8 protein-coding genes are annotated in these 17,908 nt (G+C 60.4%); 3 read left to right on the top strand and 5 right to left on the bottom strand.

Annotation, left to right across the window (positions count from 1 at the left end):
* Nucleotides 1-2: 2 nt before the first annotated feature.
* From LAP85_10070 to selD, 3 genes are all read right to left on the bottom strand, one after another.
* Nucleotides 3-3,251: a cytochrome c3 family protein gene (locus tag LAP85_10070; protein ID MBZ5496739.1), complete on the bottom strand. Its 3,249-nt coding sequence runs from the start codon at nucleotides 3,249-3,251 to the stop codon at nucleotides 3-5.
* 242 nt (nucleotides 3,252-3,493) lie between these two features.
* Complete coding sequence (locus LAP85_10065; GenBank protein ID MBZ5496738.1) at nucleotides 3,494-5,665, bottom strand: hypothetical protein; 2,172 nt, start codon at nucleotides 5,663-5,665, stop codon at nucleotides 3,494-3,496.
* Nucleotides 5,666-6,136: 471 nt separating this feature from the next.
* A complete protein-coding gene (selD, locus tag LAP85_10060) occupies nucleotides 6,137-8,398 on the bottom strand; it encodes a selenide, water dikinase SelD (GenBank protein MBZ5496737.1) in 2,262 nt (753 codons plus the stop codon).
* A 210-nt stretch (nucleotides 8,399-8,608) separates the two neighbouring features.
* On the opposite strand from selD, the gene LAP85_10055 reads away from it, so the two are divergent.
* The 3 genes from LAP85_10055 (at nucleotide 8,609) to LAP85_10045 (ending at nucleotide 12,087) form a co-directional block, all read left to right on the top strand.
* Nucleotides 8,609-9,868, top strand: a complete 1,260-nt coding sequence (locus LAP85_10055; GenBank protein ID MBZ5496736.1) for a tetratricopeptide repeat protein — start codon at nucleotides 8,609-8,611, stop codon at nucleotides 9,866-9,868.
* 140 nt (nucleotides 9,869-10,008) lie between these two features.
* The gene (locus LAP85_10050; GenBank protein ID MBZ5496735.1) at nucleotides 10,009-10,500 is read left to right on the top strand and encodes a DUF5658 family protein; all 492 of its coding nucleotides are present in this window, start codon (nucleotides 10,009-10,011) and stop codon (nucleotides 10,498-10,500) included.
* Nucleotides 10,501-10,632: 132 nt separating this feature from the next.
* Entirely contained in the window at nucleotides 10,633-12,087 is a 1,455-nt protein-coding gene (locus LAP85_10045; protein ID MBZ5496734.1) for a glycosyltransferase family 39 protein, read from the top strand.
* Between the two features lie 170 nt (nucleotides 12,088-12,257).
* Here LAP85_10045 and LAP85_10040 read toward each other — a convergent pair whose 3' ends face one another.
* Together LAP85_10040 and LAP85_10035 are read right to left on the bottom strand one after the other, a co-directional pair.
* Nucleotides 12,258-14,897: a fused MFS/spermidine synthase gene (locus LAP85_10040; protein ID MBZ5496733.1), complete on the bottom strand. Its 2,640-nt coding sequence runs from the start codon at nucleotides 14,895-14,897 to the stop codon at nucleotides 12,258-12,260.
* 291 nt (nucleotides 14,898-15,188) lie between these two features.
* Complete coding sequence (locus tag LAP85_10035; GenBank protein ID MBZ5496732.1) at nucleotides 15,189-17,897, bottom strand: beta-propeller fold lactonase family protein; 2,709 nt, start codon at nucleotides 17,895-17,897, stop codon at nucleotides 15,189-15,191.
* Nucleotides 17,898-17,908: the final 11 nt, after the last annotated feature.

Here is a 17,908-nt window from a genome sequence, read left to right as displayed (position 1 = left end):
GACTATCCCGCACTTCCATTCGGATGACACGAATAGCAATTCGCGCTGTTGTAGACATAGTTGCGCACCGACCTGTGATGCGAATCCACGCTGGCTTTGTCGTGCTGATGGCAGCCGGTGCAGGAGAAGACCTTGTAATCGTTCGCGTTGGTGTGGCAGTCGGCGCAGGAGGTCCATGCTCTGGCGTGGTGTCCGGAATTAATGGGGAACTGGCTGTGCGTGAAGGTCGCACCGGTCCAGACGGTGGTTGTGTGACAAGTGGAACAGGTCGTAGGAAACCCCGCCGCCACATGGTTTGGGTTGGTGATGCCGGTGTAGTCCGTCTTGTGGCAAGCGTAACAGGTTGTCGGCGTGCCTTTGAAGACACCCCCGATGTGACAGCTCACACACGTGACACTCACGTGCGCTCCGGTGAGGGCGAAGTTGGTCGTGGCATGACTGAAGGAGGCCGGAGTCCAGGCAGTGGTTGCATGGCACACGGTACAATCCTGAGGAAAACCGTATGTTGCATGTGTGGGACTCGTCGTGCCGTTGTAGTCGCTCAAATGGCAGGTGACGCACGTGGTGCTCAGCGTGGCATATTGGCCGTTTGCATGACAAGCGCTGCAGTTCAGAGTGATATGAAACCCCGTGAGTGTGAACTTGGCGCTCGGGTGAGTGTATTGGGCTCCCGGCCAGCCGGCTGCGGAATGGCACAGCGAGCAGTCCTGCGGGAATCCAGCCGCTGTATGATTGGGATTGTTTGTCCCTTGGAAGTCGGCCAGATGACAGGAGGAGCAAGTTGTGGGAGTTCCGACAAATCGGCCATTTGGATGACAAAGTGCGCAGGCTGTTTGTAGATGAACCCCTGTGAGAACGAAGCCGGTCTTGCTGTGATCGAATACGGCTCCCATCCACTGGACGGTAGTATGACAGGTCGAGCAATCCTGTGGAAAGCCGGCTGTAGTGTGATTAGGACTGTTCGCACCGTTGAAGTCAGTCAGATGACAAGAAACACAGGTAGTGGGAGTGCTCGCATAGCTGCCGCTGGTATGGCAGGTCTGGCATGTGACCGTAACATGTGTGCCGGTGAGGGGGAACTTGGTGTTGCCGTGGTTGAACGTAGCTCCTGTCCACTGGACGGTTGTATGGCAAGGGGAACAATCCTGACCAAAGCCTGCCAGGACGTGGTTGGGATTGGTCGTACTGTTAAAGTTCGTCAGGTGGCACGAAGCGCAGGCAGTGGACGTGCTCGCGTAATTCGGCGTGGTATGACAGGTCTGGCATGCGACCGGAACGTGGGCGCCGGTGAGGGGGAACTTGGTGTTGCCGTGGTTGAACGTGGCCCCCAGCCACTGGACGGTCGTGTGACAGGCCGTGCAATCCTGCGGGAATCCGGCCGCGGTGTGGTTGGGATTGGCTGTCTTGTTGAAGTCCGCGAGGTGGCACGAAGCGCAGGCAGTGGACGTGCTCGCGTAATTCGGCGTGGTATGACAGGTCTGGCATGCGACCGGAACGTGGGCGCCGGTGAGAGGGAACTTGGTGTCGCCGTGGTTGAACGTGGCCCCCAGCCACTGGACGGTCGTGTGACAGACGGTGCAATCCTGCGGGAATCCGGCCGCGGTGTGGTTGGGATTGGCTGTCTTGTTGAAGTCCGCGAGGTGGCACGAAGCGCAGGCAGTGGACATGCTCGCATAATTCGGCGTGGTATGACAGGTCTGGCATGCGACCGGAACGTGGGCGCCGGTGAGGGGGAACTTGGTGTTGCCGTGGTTGAACGTGGCCCCCAGCCACTGGACAGTCGTGTGACAGGCCGTGCAATCCTGCGGGAATCCGGCGGTGGTATGGTTGGGATTGGTTGTCTTGTTAAAGTCCGCCAAGTGGCACGAAGCGCAGGCAGTGGAGGTGCTCGCATAATTCGGTGTGGTATGGCAGGTCTGACATGTGACTGAAACGTGCGCGCCCGTCAGTGAAAACCTGGTGGCGTTGTGGTCGAACTTGCCGCCCTTCCATTGAACAGTCGTGTGACACATCGTGCAATCCTGCACGAATCCGGCAGCCGTGTGGTTGGGGTTGCTAGTGTTGTTATAGTCGGTCATGTGACAGGAAGCGCAAACCGTGGACGTAGTCGCATAATTGGCGCTGGTGTGGCATCGCGAGCAGTCGGCCAGGACATGCCCTCCTGTGAGGGGGAATTTGGTTGTGTTATGGTCGAATTTAGCGCCCTTCCACTGGGCGGTCACATGACAGCTTGTGCAATCCTGACTGAAGCCGGCGGCGGTGTGATTGGGATTGCTCGTGCTATTGAAATCCGCCCTGTGGCATGAGGCGCAGGCTGTGGAAGTGCTAGCGTAGCTGCCGGTGGTGTGGCAAGTCGAGCACCCCAGAGACACGTGCCCTCCAGTAAGGGGGAATTTGGTTGTGTTGTGGTCGAACTTAGCGCCTGTCCACTGGGCGAATGTGTGACAGAGGGAGCAATCCTGACTGAAACCGGCCGCGACATGATTGGGATTGTTCGTGCCATTGAAGTCCGTCATATGGCACGAGGCGCAGGCCGTGGAGGTGTTCGCATAGTTGCCGTTAGCGTGGCAGGCGCGGCACTCCGCCGCCGCATGCCCTCCAGTGAGTGGGAATCTGGTCATGTTATGGTCGTATTTGGCGCCCTTCCACTCGGCGGTCACGTGACATGCGGCGCAATCCTGTGGGAAACCGGCGGCATTGTGATTCGGATTGCTCGTCTTGTTGAAGTCAGCCACATGGCATGAAGCACAGGCCGTAGATGTGCTCGCGTAATCCCTGTTCGTGTGGCAGAGTTCACAAGCCACCGTCGCATGTGCTCCGGTGAGTGGGAACCTGGCGCTGCTATGGTCGAATCTCGCCCCGGTCCAGGAGTTCATCTGATGGCAGCTCTCGCAGGTCGTGGGAATCTTTGCGGCTACATGATCAAACGTCTTGTTGGACTGATAATCCTTGAGGTGGCAAGAGTCGCACTGGGTGTCCAAGCCCTTATAACGCCCGACCGCAGCGCCGAGATGGCAGGACTCGCACTCGGTAGCTGAGTGCGCACCCATGAGCGGAAACCTGTTCTGGTGATCCTTAACGGCTTGCACCTGGACGCGCCATCCGCGCGGCGAGTGGCATGTTTCGCATCCCGTCCCAAGGCTGCGCATGTGGATATCGGCGTGACAATCGGCACAGTTTGCGCCGGCATCCTTGAAGACCAGGGTGGTGTGGCAGTTGCGGCAGTTCACACGCTGATGCAGACCACGCAACGGATATCCAGTCTGCTGGTGATCGAAGTCGGGAGCAGGGCGGAGGGGCGCCCAGTTTGTGGATGTATGACAGTTTTCGCAAGCGAGCTGAAGGGGACCATGCGGGCTGCGCGCCGGTCCTCGCTGGGGTGACTGAGCTGCGCCCGGCGATGTCCCGCACCAAATCCAAAGCAGGACTAGCGACGTCAACATCCCCAGGCCCCCGATCCTGATAAAGTTCTTTTCTCCATGGCCGTTTGACATCACTGGGCCGCTCCCATTCGTGTTGTTAAGACTCCATGTTTTCCAGACGGGTAGTCAAACGCCAGCAGGGCATGAAGTGGATTTCGCCCCTCGGCGCCGCGTTCGAAGCCGCGCACGACCGGCGGGGTCGCTACCCCGGCGCCGCGCAGAACGGTGGCGGCTCCGGATGGCATTTCCGATCCCGACTCTCCCTGCCGGCGCGGCCCGGCTTCTGAATCACGGGCATTTGTGGGTTCCTTGCTGCGATGACATGCGGAACAGGCGTGCGGCAGGCCCCGGTAGGAGATCACCTTTTTGCCGTCTGCTGACGTGGTTGCGGTGTGGCAACCCGCACATGGCGTCGAACTGTGCGCCCCCTTGAGCGCGTAGCTTGAACCGGTGTCGTGATTGAAGGTGGATGGCTTCCACGCCCGCGGCGTGTGGCAGCGAGAGCATTCGGTGGAGCCCTCTGCAGCGAACTGCCCCCCATGCCGATCCTCATGACAGGCAGCACACTGTCTTGGAGTCGCCTTGAAAATGACCCGGTCTATGTCGGGCTTCGGTTCGCCGCGCTGGTGGCATCGGTCGCAAGGAACCCGTTCGTGCGCGCCCACCAGCGCGTAATCTGTCTTACTGTGGTTGAAATCCGGCAGTTTCTGCCATGTGGCAGTGCTGTGGCAGGTTGCGCAGTCCCCGGCTGCGCCATCCGGTCCAGGCTGCGCCATGCGTTCCGAGAACTGACCCCGATGGATATCCGCATGGCACGCTGAACAGGCCCGGTTTTCAAAATGATACTTGGCCGGGAGGGCATCCTTACCCTGCGCTTTCCTGTGGCACTCGCTGCAAACAACGGCTCCGTGAGCGTTGGTGAGAGGAAATCGCGTCGACTGATGCCGCGCGAGTGCGAATGTGGAGGGAGAAAACGCCTTGACGGTGTGGCATGACTCGCACTGGCCGGCGTAAGGAGGTTGGTAGAACTGGCCGGCATGGGTGTCCGTATGGCAAGCGGCGCAGCGGGTGTCCGTGATCCGGTAGACCGTTGCTGCGGCCTGTGGCTTGTGACACTGATCGCAACGCACCGCGGCGTGTCGGCCGTCCAACGGATATCGGCTCTTGCGATGCTGCGCGGCGTTGAAGGTGGACGGTTTGAATCCTTCGACCCTGTGGCACGCAGAGCACTCGCCGCCGTCAGCTCGGTTGGCGAACTGATCCTTATGCGGACTCGGCCGGTGGCAATCCGCGCACCGGTCATGGGCGACTGGTTGTTTGAAATCGCTCTTCTTGTGGCAAGACTTGCAAGGCAGCGCGGCGTGCTTTCCCTGTAGCGGATATTTGGTGCGTGCGTGGTCGAACACGCTGGAAACGACAACGGGCTTCCAGCTTGGCTGGGAATGGCACGTCTTGCAGGTGGCTTGAAACGCACCCCGATGAGGATCGCTGTGACAGGGGGTGCAATCTTCAAACACCAGGCCTTGGTACTTGAGATAAGGTTTCACGTCGGCCACTTGCTGGTGGCACTTCTGGCATTCGACCTTCTCATGAGGCCCTTCGAGCGGAAAGCGGGACTTTTGATGGTCGAAGCTGAGGGCGTCGCGCCAACGGGAGAAATTGTGGCAGGTGTTGCACTTTGCGGAAAGTTGGCCGTGGTGCTGGTCGAGGTGGCATGATGTGCATTCCCGGCTCAGGCCAAGTAGAGTGCGGCTCCGATCCTTTACCAGGATATCCGAAGCAGCCTGGGCAGGAATGTGGGAGGATTGGTGACAGTCCCGGCACGGGAGAGCGGCATGCCGCTCTGCCAGGATGTACCCGGTTTTTCGATGATCGAAGTTCCGCTGAGGGGGATCCCAGTGAATCACGCCAAAATTCCTGCCGTTGTGCTCGGAATGGCATTTGATGCAAGCCAGACCGCTTCTCTCCTGGCCGACCAGAGTGGAGTGCAGCCCTCGCCCCTCGTCTAGTCGCTGCCGGATTTCGCGGTGGCAGTCCAGGCATTTGAACACCAGAGACCGCTGGCCTATTTCGTGGCAGTCGATGCAGTGGGCCGCGCCGTCGAGGGAGCTGTGGGCCTGCGACAGCACACCGGGAGAAAGCTGGGCGCCGGCCGGGACGCTTGCCATGAGCATGATCGCGATCACGATGCTGCTGTATCTAAAAACGGCAGACACGATTCCAGTTGTGCCGCATTCTGGCACAGTTCAGGGCTTCCTTTCCTGCCAGCACCCTGGACCGTGGCACACAGGCTCCTCGCAGCGTATGCAAGTCAGCAGCCTTATGCTGCCAAACAGCGGGTCACAAGCAGCGTTTGTTGTTTCCTGGGGGCTACACCCGATTTCGTCTTTGAGGACGTTGAATAGCCCACTCAATCACAATGGCTGAACTCTATCAGAGATCGGTACCGCCCCAGTGTGTCGCGCATCACACAAAACCGAAGAAGCATATATGCCCGCCGATCGGGCCCCGCCGCCCGCCACGCGCCGCAAAGAGGCGCCATGGAATGACAGCCCGCTTGCCCACTTTTGCATCACATCCAATCGCCCCCGCGATGCGCTTTCCAGAGGCGGAACCTCAGAACCATCATGCGACGAATGTGCAGTGGGCATTGGGATGGACTGGATGTGAAATCCAGCGGTGCGGCACAGCCAAGCGGTGTCCGGCCGGCGGCGTTAGATGCAAATCTGGCCGGCGCCACGGCCGAGGAATCTGCCGATAACGGCTGCGGCAGACACGCCGCGTGCATGGAGAGCTTCCACGAGTGCGGCAGCTCTTTCGGGCGCGACCGCAATCAACAAACCTCCGGAAGTCTGTGCGTCGGCAAGGATGAGCATGTCGGCGCGCGACCGCTCGCGGGCCCAGCTCACATGAGGGGAAAAGTGCTCAAGATTATCCAGGGTGGCGCCGGGCGCGATATCGGCCTCCGCGAGTTCGCGAACGCCCTCCAGCAGCGGCACGGCCGGGAGATCCAACTCGGCGTCAAGACCGGCGCCGGCACACATCTCCCTCAGATGCCCGAGCAGCCCGAATCCGGTCACATCGGTGCAGGCATGTACCTTTTCCTCGACCATGACTTCGGCTGCCGCGCGGTTAAGCGAGCGCATCGTCCTGAAGGCCAGGTCGATCAGCCCGGGATCGGCGGCATCGCGCCGGGCGGCGGCGGCCACGATTCCTGTGCCGAGCGGCTTGGTGAGCACGAGCGCGTCCCGTGGATGCGCTCCGGCGTTTGTGATAATGCGATCAGGCCGCACGATGCCGGTTACCGCCAGTCCGAACTTTGGTTCGGGATCCTCGATGCTGTGGCCACCGATGATGTCGATGCCTGCCTCGCGTGCCGCGTCTGCGGCGCCGCGCAGGATCTGCTGCAGGACGTCAAGGGGGAGCCGGTTTGTGGGGAATGCGACAATACTCAGCGCGAACAGCGGCCGGGCGCCCATGGCGTAGATGTCGCTGAGCGAGTTGCTGGCGCTGATGGCGCCGAAGAGGCGGGGATCATCCGCTATCGGCGTGAAGAAGTCGACGGTCTGGACCACGGCGAGGTCCTCGCCGAGCCGGTACACGGCAGCATCGTCGGAGGTGGCGGTGCCTACGAGAATGGCAGGATCCACGGGCGCAGGCAAAGCGCGCAGTACTTGCTCGAGTTCCTTTGGGCGCAGCTTGCAGGCGCAGCCCATACCGTGGCTGAAGCGCGTCAACCGGATCGTCCCTCCACTCTCGATGACGGACGGGGCGCTATCGTTGCGCATCAGGCGTCGTGCAGCTGCCACAACGATGCCGACGGCAGCGTCGATCTCCTCCGCAGTCGTGCTGCGACCCACAGAGAACCTCACGGTGCCCATGGCATACTCCAACGGGATTTTCATGGCCTCCAGCACTGAGGACACCGTTACCCCCTGGGCGTGACAGGCCGCGCCCGCCGAGGCTGCCACTCGATCACCGATCTCAGCCAGCAGGGTTGCGGCATCGATGCCTCGAAAACTGACGCTGAGGGTGTTCGGCAGCCCTTCGTCCGGGTCACCGTTGCGGCGGAGCGAATCCAGGCCCTGTTCCAACCCGTGCCAGAGGCGATCCCTCATTGCCCGGCAATGGGCCATGGTGCCGTCCAAACGCTCGGCGCAAAGCTCGCATGCCTTGCCCAGCCCGACGATGCCCAGCACGTTCTCGGTGCCGGCACGCCGGCCCAGTTCGTGGGCTGCTCCGTGGATCAACTGCGGCAGGCGGATCCCTGAACGCATGTAGAGCGCGCCGACTCCCTTGGGGGCATAGAGCTTATGCCCGGCGATAGTCAGGAAGTCGATGCCAAGATCATCCACGCGCACGGGTATCTTGCCGACCGACTGGGCGGCATCTGTGTGCACCAGCGCGCCCTGCCGGTGCGCAATATCCACGATCCGCGCGATCGGCTGGATCGTGCCCACTTCATTATTCGCGTGCATAATCGTGACGAGGATCGTTTCAGGGGTGAGGGCGCGGGCAACATCCTCAGGATCGACGCGCCCGGCACTATCCACAGGCAGGATGGTGATCTGATAGCCATCGGCCTCGAGCGCGCGGCACGGTTCGAGCACCGCGGGATGCTCGACGGCGGACGTGATGATATGACGCCCGCGAGATTTCAGAGCGGCGGCCACGCCCTTTATCGTCGTGTTGTTCGACTCAGAACCGCCACTGGTCAGGAGGATCTCCTCCGGATGGGCTCCAATCAGCCGTGCAACCTGAATGCGGGCGCGCTCCACTGCCAGCTTGGCCGCCGCGCCCAACGGGTGGGCACTCGACGGATTGCCGAAATGCTCATAAAGATAGGGGAGCATCGCATCGGCCACCTCGGGAGCGATTGGGGTCGTGGCGTTGAAATCGAGATAAATCGGAGCCTGGGACCGCTGGCGAATCCCATCCTCTTGGGCCGGTCGGGCCGCTTGCCGGTCTTGTTTCATAAACTGCACCTGCGTTTCTGCGAGCCGCAAGCCACACGAAAAATTCCACAGCGGGCGTCGCTTCCAAGCCACATCCTGTGGCTGCAGATTTGGATGAGCTTGCGTTCTCTCCCGGAATATTCCGGATTGTATAGTATTCCGGGAGCCATGATCGCAATTTCATATGAATGATAGCAGGCTTGAATCTATAATTGCGAGGTGGGAAATCCCGTGAACCCAGATATCAGCCGCCTTTCAACTAACTTGCCGCTCCGCCCCGGGCTTCGTGTGCCGTTCAGACGCAAATTCGTAGCTGGCTTCCTGGTAGCCTGCTTCTTCCTGTCGACGCTCCCGGCCCAGAGCCTGCGGGAACCTGAATTCATGGCCCAGGCCAGCCCGGGCTTCGACTGCATCTACAACCTGGATTATGATCAGGCGGAGCGGATCTTTCTCACACTGCGAAAGCAACATCCGCAGCATCCTGCGCCTCCGCTCTACTTGGGCGTCATTGCCTGGCTCAGAGAACTGTTTCGCCGGCAGGACCTGGACCTCGACCTGTTTCTCTCGCCGGCTTTTTTCACTAAGGAAACCAGCCAAGTCATGCCTCCGGAGCAACGCAAGGCATTTTTCGACTATCTCGATGAGTGCCGCAGCCTGGCGCAAGGGATTCTGGGCAAGAACCCCAAGAACACGGATGCGATCTATTTTCTCGGGGCGGCCCAGGGCATCCTGGGATCCTTCTCCATTACGATTGACCACAGCGTGCGCAAGGCGTTCAGTTTTGGCAACAAGGCCTACGATTATGACCGCCAGGTTCTCAAGCTCGACCCCAAGTATTACGACGCCTTCATGACCGTCGGTTTGTACCAGTACATCGTCGGCAGCATACCCTGGTACATAAAATGGCTCGCAACCCTCGTCGGATATCGCGGCACCAAGGAAGAAGGTTTCAAAGCCTTCGACCTCGCGGTCACCAAGGGCGAGTATGTAAGGACCGATGCCAAAATCCTCGAGATGGTTCTGCTCATGCATGAAGGGCAACCCAAGGATGCGCTCCGTGACGCGCAGGAACTGCATCGCGATTTTCCACGAAACTACATCTTTCAGATCAACATTGCTCAGATCCAGGAAAAGCTCGGCCAGGCCGATCAAGCCGTTTCCGAGTACCTCGAGGTTGTGCACCAGGCGGAAACAGGGAAGCCCAACTACAGCATGCTTCCCCTGGCGACCTTTCGCTACACCCTGGGGAACAAGCTCTTCAAGATGGGACGTTTGGCTGCTGCGGAAGATCAACTGCGGAAATCCATTGCGAATTCGAACACCCCGGAGCGGGAACAGGCCTTGTCGCAACTGCGGTTGGGACAGGTTTTGGATCTCCAGGGAAAGCGAGCCGAAGCAGTCCAGCGGTATCAGGCAGTGCTCAAGATGAAGGATGTTGATAATTCCCAGGATATGGCAAGGAAGTTCCTTCAGAGACCGTACCGCGGATAATAGCCACTAAAATTTTCGAAGGGAAGCTAACTCTTTCCGCGGGGATTGCATGGCCTCTGTTGAGCATGCGACAGCCGCGCCCTGTAGGTGTTTTCTGCGGCTAATGCCCGTGGTGCGCACGCCGATATGCTATCGTGGATATGAAAACATCGCCTCCTGAGTCCACTGTGGTCATGCCTTCGTCTCCGGAACGGCGCCGCAGCGTGGATCGTCGACAGCCGGCTGGCTTTCCGCCCCAGTTCAGCAGTCAGCGTCGCAGGCGCAGCAAGGGACGGCGCAAGACTGACCGCGGCGGGTACGTGGATATCTATGATCGAGGCAGCTGGAGCCTGGCTCTGGCCGTGCTGGGGCTCTCATTCCTGGACGCCATCCTGACCGTTCTCCAGATCCAGAGAGGATTTATCCAGGAAGCCAATCCGATCATGAATATGGTGATCGCGTGGGGAGGGATCTACGCTTTTTTCAGCCTCAAGGCTGCCATGACTGCTTTTGCTCTGGCGATCATCATTCTCCACAAGGAATGGGCGCTCGCCCGCTACATGGCGCGGGTCTGTCTCTGCTGCTACATATTGATCCTGTTCTACCATATGTATCTGGTGAGTGCTCACGGCGGCGTGACCGCCTTCCTCTGATCGCACTCTCCGGCCGGTCTTCCGGCCGGATTGCCCATTCCAGTGCCTAAACCGTGGTGAGTGCTTGAATTCCACGGAAGAAGAGGTTAGGCTCTAGTGCTTGTTTGACCATCTCGCTCTGGTTTAATCCGCATGAAGAAATTTGTTGCCGTCATCATGGGAATCGGTCTGGTGCATCGCCTCATGTTTTTGGGCACGCGCCAGCTCTGGACGGACGAACTCTTGCAGGCCCGCATCATCAAGTTCGCCTCGCCCGCGGAGATTCTGTCACGCCTGCGAGGGGGGATGGACCTGGCCTCGCCTCTCGACTTTTTCGTGCAGAGAGGGATGACACTTCTTCTGGGGGATTCCACCTGGGCCCTGCGCCTGCACGCCGCTATCTTCGGCACCCTCTCCATCTGGATTTTTTTCCGCCTCGCCCGCTTCCTGTTCGGCGATCGTGTGGCCCTCTACTCTACCACCCTGTTCACCTTCTTCCCGCTTGCCTACCATTACAGCCAGGAGGCAAGGCCTTACTCCCTGCTCATGTTTCTGTCGTTGCTCTCCTACGACCTGCTGCTGCGCCAGCTATACGATAAGGATCGGCCATGGCAGGGCTGGCTACCCATTGCCGGCGTATCTGCGCTGCTCCTCTACACGAGCTTTCTTGGAAGTCTGATTCTCGTCTCCCAGTTTGCCGGCCTGGTACTGGCAACGATTCAGAATCCGCGGCCGGGAGCGATCCAGGATCGGGAAGAAAATGGGACGCAGAGGTTCGAGTTTAGTCCCACCCGGTGGTCTCAAGTGGTGATGTACTCACTGACGGCTATGGCCGCCTTCGCGCTCTTTTACCCCTGGATGAGGTTTGTATGGGCCAAACCGCTCCTCGCTCCGGCTTCCGAGATTATGAATCCCAAGCTGGTCCTGAGGCTCATCAAGGAGTTGGGAGACAACAGTTATCCGGTGGCCGGCCTGCTTCTGATCGGAACCATCACGGGGGTCCGGGCGCTGCTCCGCCACGGCCGGCGCAAGTCGCTCATGTGGTTGCTGACATGGTTCTTCATCCCGATCCCAACCTTGCTCCTGATAGAGGTCTGGGCGGGATACTTCTTTGCCATCCGGCATATCCTTCATGCCACGCCACCCCTCCTGCTTATTATCGGTTATGGCCTGTCTTATGTGGGAGAAAGGCTCACGATCCTGCCGCATCTCCCCTATCAACTGAGCTCTCCGGCTATGGCTTTTGCGGGCCTGCTGGTACTCGGTTCAGTATGGATCGGCCAGATCCATGCACGCAGCGAACCCGCAGATTGGCTCGGCACGGCCACCTTTTTGAGCAACACCGTTCGAGAAGGGGATGCAGTGTCCGCCCCGGTGGTTTATCCTCTGCTTGAGTACTACTATCCCGGGTTGGAGCCTTTTCGCGTCGGTGATCTCGATCCCGGACGGGGCTCTCTGGCGGCTGAAGAGGTAAAGCGTCGCATCGTCGTCTGCTATGACAAATTGTGGCCGGACCCCTGCAGTTCCTTCCGACCTGCCGCGCTGAAAGATCCGGCCTGGATCAAGCGCCAGTTCACGAGCTTCACTGTGTTTCTGCGAGGGAAATAGGTCCCAGCACCCGGGATTCACCTGATCGCGGTGGTCCTTCTTCGTCGGCGCCGGCCCGATCCCACCTGTTGGCGAACGGGGCATATCACAGGCAGTGCAGCGGGCGCTTATCGGCCGTAATGAGCAGTTCCTTGGTTGTCATGCTCATCTCCTAAGCGCTTTTTCCCGATCTACCTTCCGCGCCGGCCTGCATTTGCGAGCGCCTGTTTCATCGCCTGGATACGCTCTTCGGAACCGACGAAGACCTCGTCGGGGAACCTGTAATACTGCAGGATGCCGTCCAGAATTACCGTGTTGATGTAGGTGTTGAGCCACATGCCGGCAAGGTATTGGAGGCGCAGGTTCCTGTCGGTGTTGATCTGCGCGTTTTTCATCCACTCCTGCAGGTCGGCCGCACGGCCGGCGTAAGTGGCGAGAAGGTCCACCGCGACACCCCCATCGTCGGGCCCCTGTGCCGGATTGGCCCCGACCATGCCGAATCCCACTTCAGTCAGCGACTCTCTCACCTGCCGATATTCGTCGCTGTCGAGTCGCTGCTGCAGTCTGTCAACGTCGATCTGGGTCGGCTCCGCCTGGCCCAAGAGAACGGCGTCGTATCCCTCGCCGTTCAAGTCATTGCTGAAAAGAATCCCGTTGGGGAAGACCTTGAAGAACGTACCGATGACGCTCTTTGCGGTGTCGGTGTTGCTCTCATACAGAGGTATCCACAGGCTCATCACGCCGCCTGGATTCAGATGATCTTTGCACATCTGGTAATACTCGATCGTGTTCAGTGCAGCGCAGCCTTTGACCCAGGGGTCGATCGGATCGGAGGTGATGATGTCGAATTTTGCGTCTTTGGGGAGGGTGCGGATGTAGTGCCGGCCGTCGTCGTAGGCGACCTGGACCTGTTTTCCTTGCACCATGTGGGGGTTTTCTTTGTCGATCCCGTCGACGATATGGTAGTTCTGAGCGCCGAACATCGGGGTCACGACTTTGGGAACCAACGGCTCTATATCGCAGATGATGATGCGTTTGATGTTGGGGTAGGGTACAAACGAGCCGGCCGTGACGCCGGCGCCGCAGGCCACCACCAATACGTCTTTCACATCGTCAGGATTCCTGCGAGCCAGAACCGAGAGATGTCCGAGCATTCGTTGGAGGCGCATGTCCTGCATTTCGCTGGAAGCCTGCACCTTGCCCGCGCCGTGGAAATAGCGCCAGCCCGAAGTCGATTTCGTAACGGCAACGGAGACGTTCATCCCCTCGCCGACATATGTGCAATAGCGGTACACCGGTCCGCTTCGGTCCACAGGCACATCTTTTTCAGCAACCACTCCGGGCACCGACTGCGAAACCCAGGTTGCGGAGAATCGGCCCCAGGCAACCGCCACCCATGGAACCTGGGCAAGGGCATTGACCAGGAAGCCGACAATCACCAGCGAGAGCAGCGTGAAGATGACCGCCCTGGGCGAAAATGCCAGAACAGGCGCGGGTTCTTTTTCCTGCGGCGCGCCTCGTCGAGCAGGGGTAAACAAGGGCGCGAGTGCGACGAGGGCTGACACCGCGGACAGAATAATCAACCATCGTTGGGCCCACTGCGTGCCGGCCATGGGGATGACGAGCATGCTGAACGCCAGCGAACCGACGATCGCTCCCACCGTATTGGCAGCATACACTCCGCCCACCATACGGCCCGGATCCTGGCCTCGCGATGCCACGGTCGCCAGCGCCAGGGGGAAGCTTGCGCCCCACAGCATTGCCGCCGGCAGCACCGCCCAGGCGGCGCGCAGGATATCAAGCTGGAAGGTGAGCCACGGCGCCCACTCCCCCGTCGAGAGGCTGGGATTGATCGGCCAGTAGGGCAGGGACCTGGCAATCATGAACGCTGCCCAGGCGACGGCGCCGGCGAGAAGCATCTGGCAGACACCCAGGGCAATACGCGGCCTCAGGAGTGTGCGTGACATCAGCGCACCCACGCTGCTGCCGATGCCGAGTCCGACCAGGAAAACCGCAAGAATGATCGAGAACGTGTAGACCGTCGCGCCGAGCATCAGCGACAACAGGCGCGTCCAGACAACCTCGGCACCCAATGCGCACAGGCCCGACATGGCGATCGTAAGATATGCAGCCCCGGCTCCCGGTGCGCGTCTGGTGCGGGATTGCTCCGGGTCGGTGGACATGACACGAGAGGATGTCCTCGAGGCCAGGAACAGAGCTACCGTTGTGACTGCAACATTGATAGCGACCGCAGCATAGGTGGCGGTGGGCATATCGTAAACCCGCAGCAGAAAGAAGCCCGCCAGCAGACACCCGAAAACGGCTCCGGCAATGTTCCCGCCGTAGAAGAAGCCCATCCAGGAAACACCTTCGGGCGTGGTTTCAACCCAGCGGGCGATGGCCGGAAGCGTCGCGCCCATCAGGAAGGTCGGGGGCAGCAGGCATACGGCTGCCACCAACCCTCGCATGGCCACGCCGTGCCCGAGGTAGTACGTATACAAATCCGCGATCAAGGGCATGCCGAACAGCTCCAGGATGCCGATGATCCCGATCCCCAGCTCGAGAAACGCATAGACCCGAAGCGGATGGACCTTGTCAGAGATCAGCCGCGGCAGCAGCAGGCTGCCCAGGCACATCCCGCCCATGAAGGTTCCCAGCAGCACGCCCAGTGAGATGCCGGACGAACCGATCACCAGTTGCAGCAGCTGCAACCAGACGATCTCGTAAATGAGGGCCGCACATCCGCTGCCAACAAACAGCACGAGCAGCCAGGGGAGATAGCGCCGCGAGGCGAGAGGGCTCGTCGATTGCTCGACGTTCAGTTTTGTCATGAGGTGATGGTAACTCCCGACGGTAGAACCCGATGTTAAATAAATGCAAAACTTCTGAGTGCGAACGATCTCATACCACATTTCCGAGGGAAGCGAAACCCCTTCGATCTCCAGCCGGCTGCGATAGGTCTCAGTGGCCCGGCGGAACCTGCAGGACGGGAGACTCGGCGTACCATGGCGGCAGCAAAAGAACCGCGGTTTATCCGGCATGCAGGGCGCGAGATTGTAAGCGCCTGTTTCCGACGGGCAACCGCAGCCCACTGCGCTGAATTGCAGGGCACGCGAGGGCTCCTAATCCCGCCGGTCGTCATCTTTCACGGCCCGCACTGACCACACAGGATACGGCGTGTGCGGGCCCTTCATTGCGTGCCAGAGGATCCGGTTGAGCAGATCTTCCGGGCACTGGTCCACGCGGTCCAACGGCAGGCGCGCCGAGGCATAAGCATATCGGCGCAGCAGTGGATCGGACACCCGCTTCGGATCAGGGTTCATCTGATCGAGCGGAATGTTGTTCTTCAACGCCACAAACGGTGTAAGGTCGGGCGTGTTCATGAAGCAATCCGACATCGGCGTAGCGGTGGCATCGAGCTGGTTCATCGGCGGCAGGCCGAGGACCAGCTCGATGGTGCGCAGCAGGCTGGTCTGGTTGTATTGCGTGCTGATGACCTGGCCGCGCCTGGTGTAGGGGCTGATGACGTAGGCCGTCGTGCGGTATCCGCTCACGTGGTCCCAGCCGGCCTGCGGATCGTCCTCAATGCCCAGGATGCAGGTCTCCCGCCAGAACCGGCTGTGGCTCAGAGCCTCGACGATCCGGCCAAAGGCAAGGTCGTTGTCGGCCACCTGTGCGGCCGGTGTGGGGGTGCCGGCCTTCGTTCCGCTGGTGTGATCGTTCGGCAGACAGATGATCACGAGGTTGGGGAACGTGCCGGTGCGCTCAAACTCTCCCAGTTCCTGGATGAATTGAGCCGCCCGAAACACGTCCGGCACGTCCATGTCCCACCCCACGGTGCTGGTCAAGGTATAGGGCCGAAGCGATTCGATGCCTGGTTCGCTCCAGAGCGCGATGGTGTCGGTGCCCGCGATGAATTCGCGGTAGTGGTCGAGGAAGTGCGGTTCGCCCTTGCGCGTTTTATCCTTCCAATTCTTCCGCGTGATAGCAAACTCGCCGTAGTTGCGCAGCGTGCGGCCGTGCGCCAGGGCATTGTCCCATATGAAGCCCGCGGGCGAGTATGCCAGCGCATCGACCTCATTGTCGGCCATGCCATCCGGATAACTGCGCGGGAATCCGGCAAAGGATTTCTCCATGTAGTCTGTGGCGATCGCCGTGTCGGCCCACTGGTGCCCGTCGGCGCTGAGGATGCCGGAGCAATAAGTATTGTCCAGCAGGACATAGTCGCGCACCATCTTGTGCTGGTTCGGAGTGATGCTCTCGCCGAAAACGCAGAGTTCCGGATCACCGTTGCCTTCCTGGACGTCGCCGAGCACCTGGTCGTAGGTGCGGTTCTCCTTGATAATGTAAACGACGTGTTGGAACACGCTCGGCTCGCCTGCGCGCTCGGGAACAGGCCGCGGCGGCTGGCCGGGACGTGGGGGCAGCGCGGCCTGCTTCAGCAGCGGGTAACGCATGTTTGACAGCGCGGTGCCGGTGTAAGTCACAAGGTTGGACAGCGACGTCAACGGCACCAGCGAGATCGAGCCGTGGTACTGGTATGAGTTGAATTCAGGTTCGCCATTCGACTTCCGCGGCCGGCCCCAGCTGAGGCCCTTGATGTTGGCGACGTAAAGCGAATTCCGTCCGGCGTCGTGCACAATGGCGCCGGGGAACCAACCGACAGGGATCAATCCAAGCAGCTTCGACCTGCCCGGATTGAAGCTGAAAACTGCGACGGCGTTCTGAGTGCTGTTGCATGCGAAGAGCTTTTTCCCTGACTTGTCGAAGGCCAGGGCGTCAGGTTGCGCGCCGAAAAGATCCGCCGGGTTCTGACGTGCGCAGATCGTCTCGACGACACGATCCGCCTGGGCGTCGATGACACTGAGTGTATCGCTGCCGGAGTTGGCTACCACGACATGGCGTCCGTCTGGAGACACCGCGATTGCCGATGCGTGCAGGCCGACGAGGATATCCCTTGCCTCTTGGGGTACGGCGGGGGCGGCCGCCGCGCTCCCAAGGTCGATGACCGAGACCGATCCTTCGTTCGCGATGTAGCGCAACGGATCCACGCGCACCAGAGTGCCCTGACCGGCGGGACCGGTGACGCTATCGACATCGGGGCGGCGGCCGCCCCAGTTGCTCACGTAGGCCTTGCCGCCCGCCAGCACGACGTCGTATGGTGCTACTCCGACATACCATGTGCGCAAGACCACCCCGGCCGCCACGTCCAATTCCAGCAAACGGTTTGACAGGTTGCCGCAAACGTACAGCCGCTTGCCATCAGGGGAGACCGCGAGGCCGGAAGGAATCTCTTCCTTGCGTCGCGGGGCAGCGGCGGCCGGAAGCGCTATAGCCGACTGTCCCGCGATGTTCCCGTCCTTGCGCACAGCAAATACTTCGATGCTGCCGTTTACGTTCGCCAGATAGAGACGGGACCCGTCCGGAGAGAAAATGAGACCCGTAAAACTGACTTGGCCCTGCTTGTCCGGCTCGGGAAGCGGCACTTTTTGCGCATCCGACGGCAAGGCCAGGCGTTGGCGTATTGTGCCCCTGACGGGATCGAGCACGATCAGTTCATGTGTCAGGCCGGCTGCGACTAGAAGTCTGCCATCCCTGCTGAGTGCCAGAGCTTGCGGCCTGAGTCCAGGCAAGTCGAACTGGATGCCGACCGGGGTGAGGATTTGATTCACCGGCGTGTAGAAGCGGTTGGGAGCGAGGCGGCCGACCGGTTCGCGGGGTGACTGCGGGTTCTTTTGCGCGCCGGCGAGTGGAATGCTCAAAGCAACAACCGCCAGCAGGCCAGCCCGCAGAACGGCCGCGCGTGAGTTAATTGATTTGCATCTTGGCATCGGGTGAAGTT

The organism is Terriglobia bacterium (genome assembly GCA_020072565.1).
Taxonomy (GTDB): Bacteria; Acidobacteriota; UBA6911; order UBA6911; family UBA6911; genus JAFNAG01.
The sequence above is the reverse complement of the archived record's forward strand: the minus strand, read 5'-3'. Positions and strand labels throughout refer to the sequence as shown.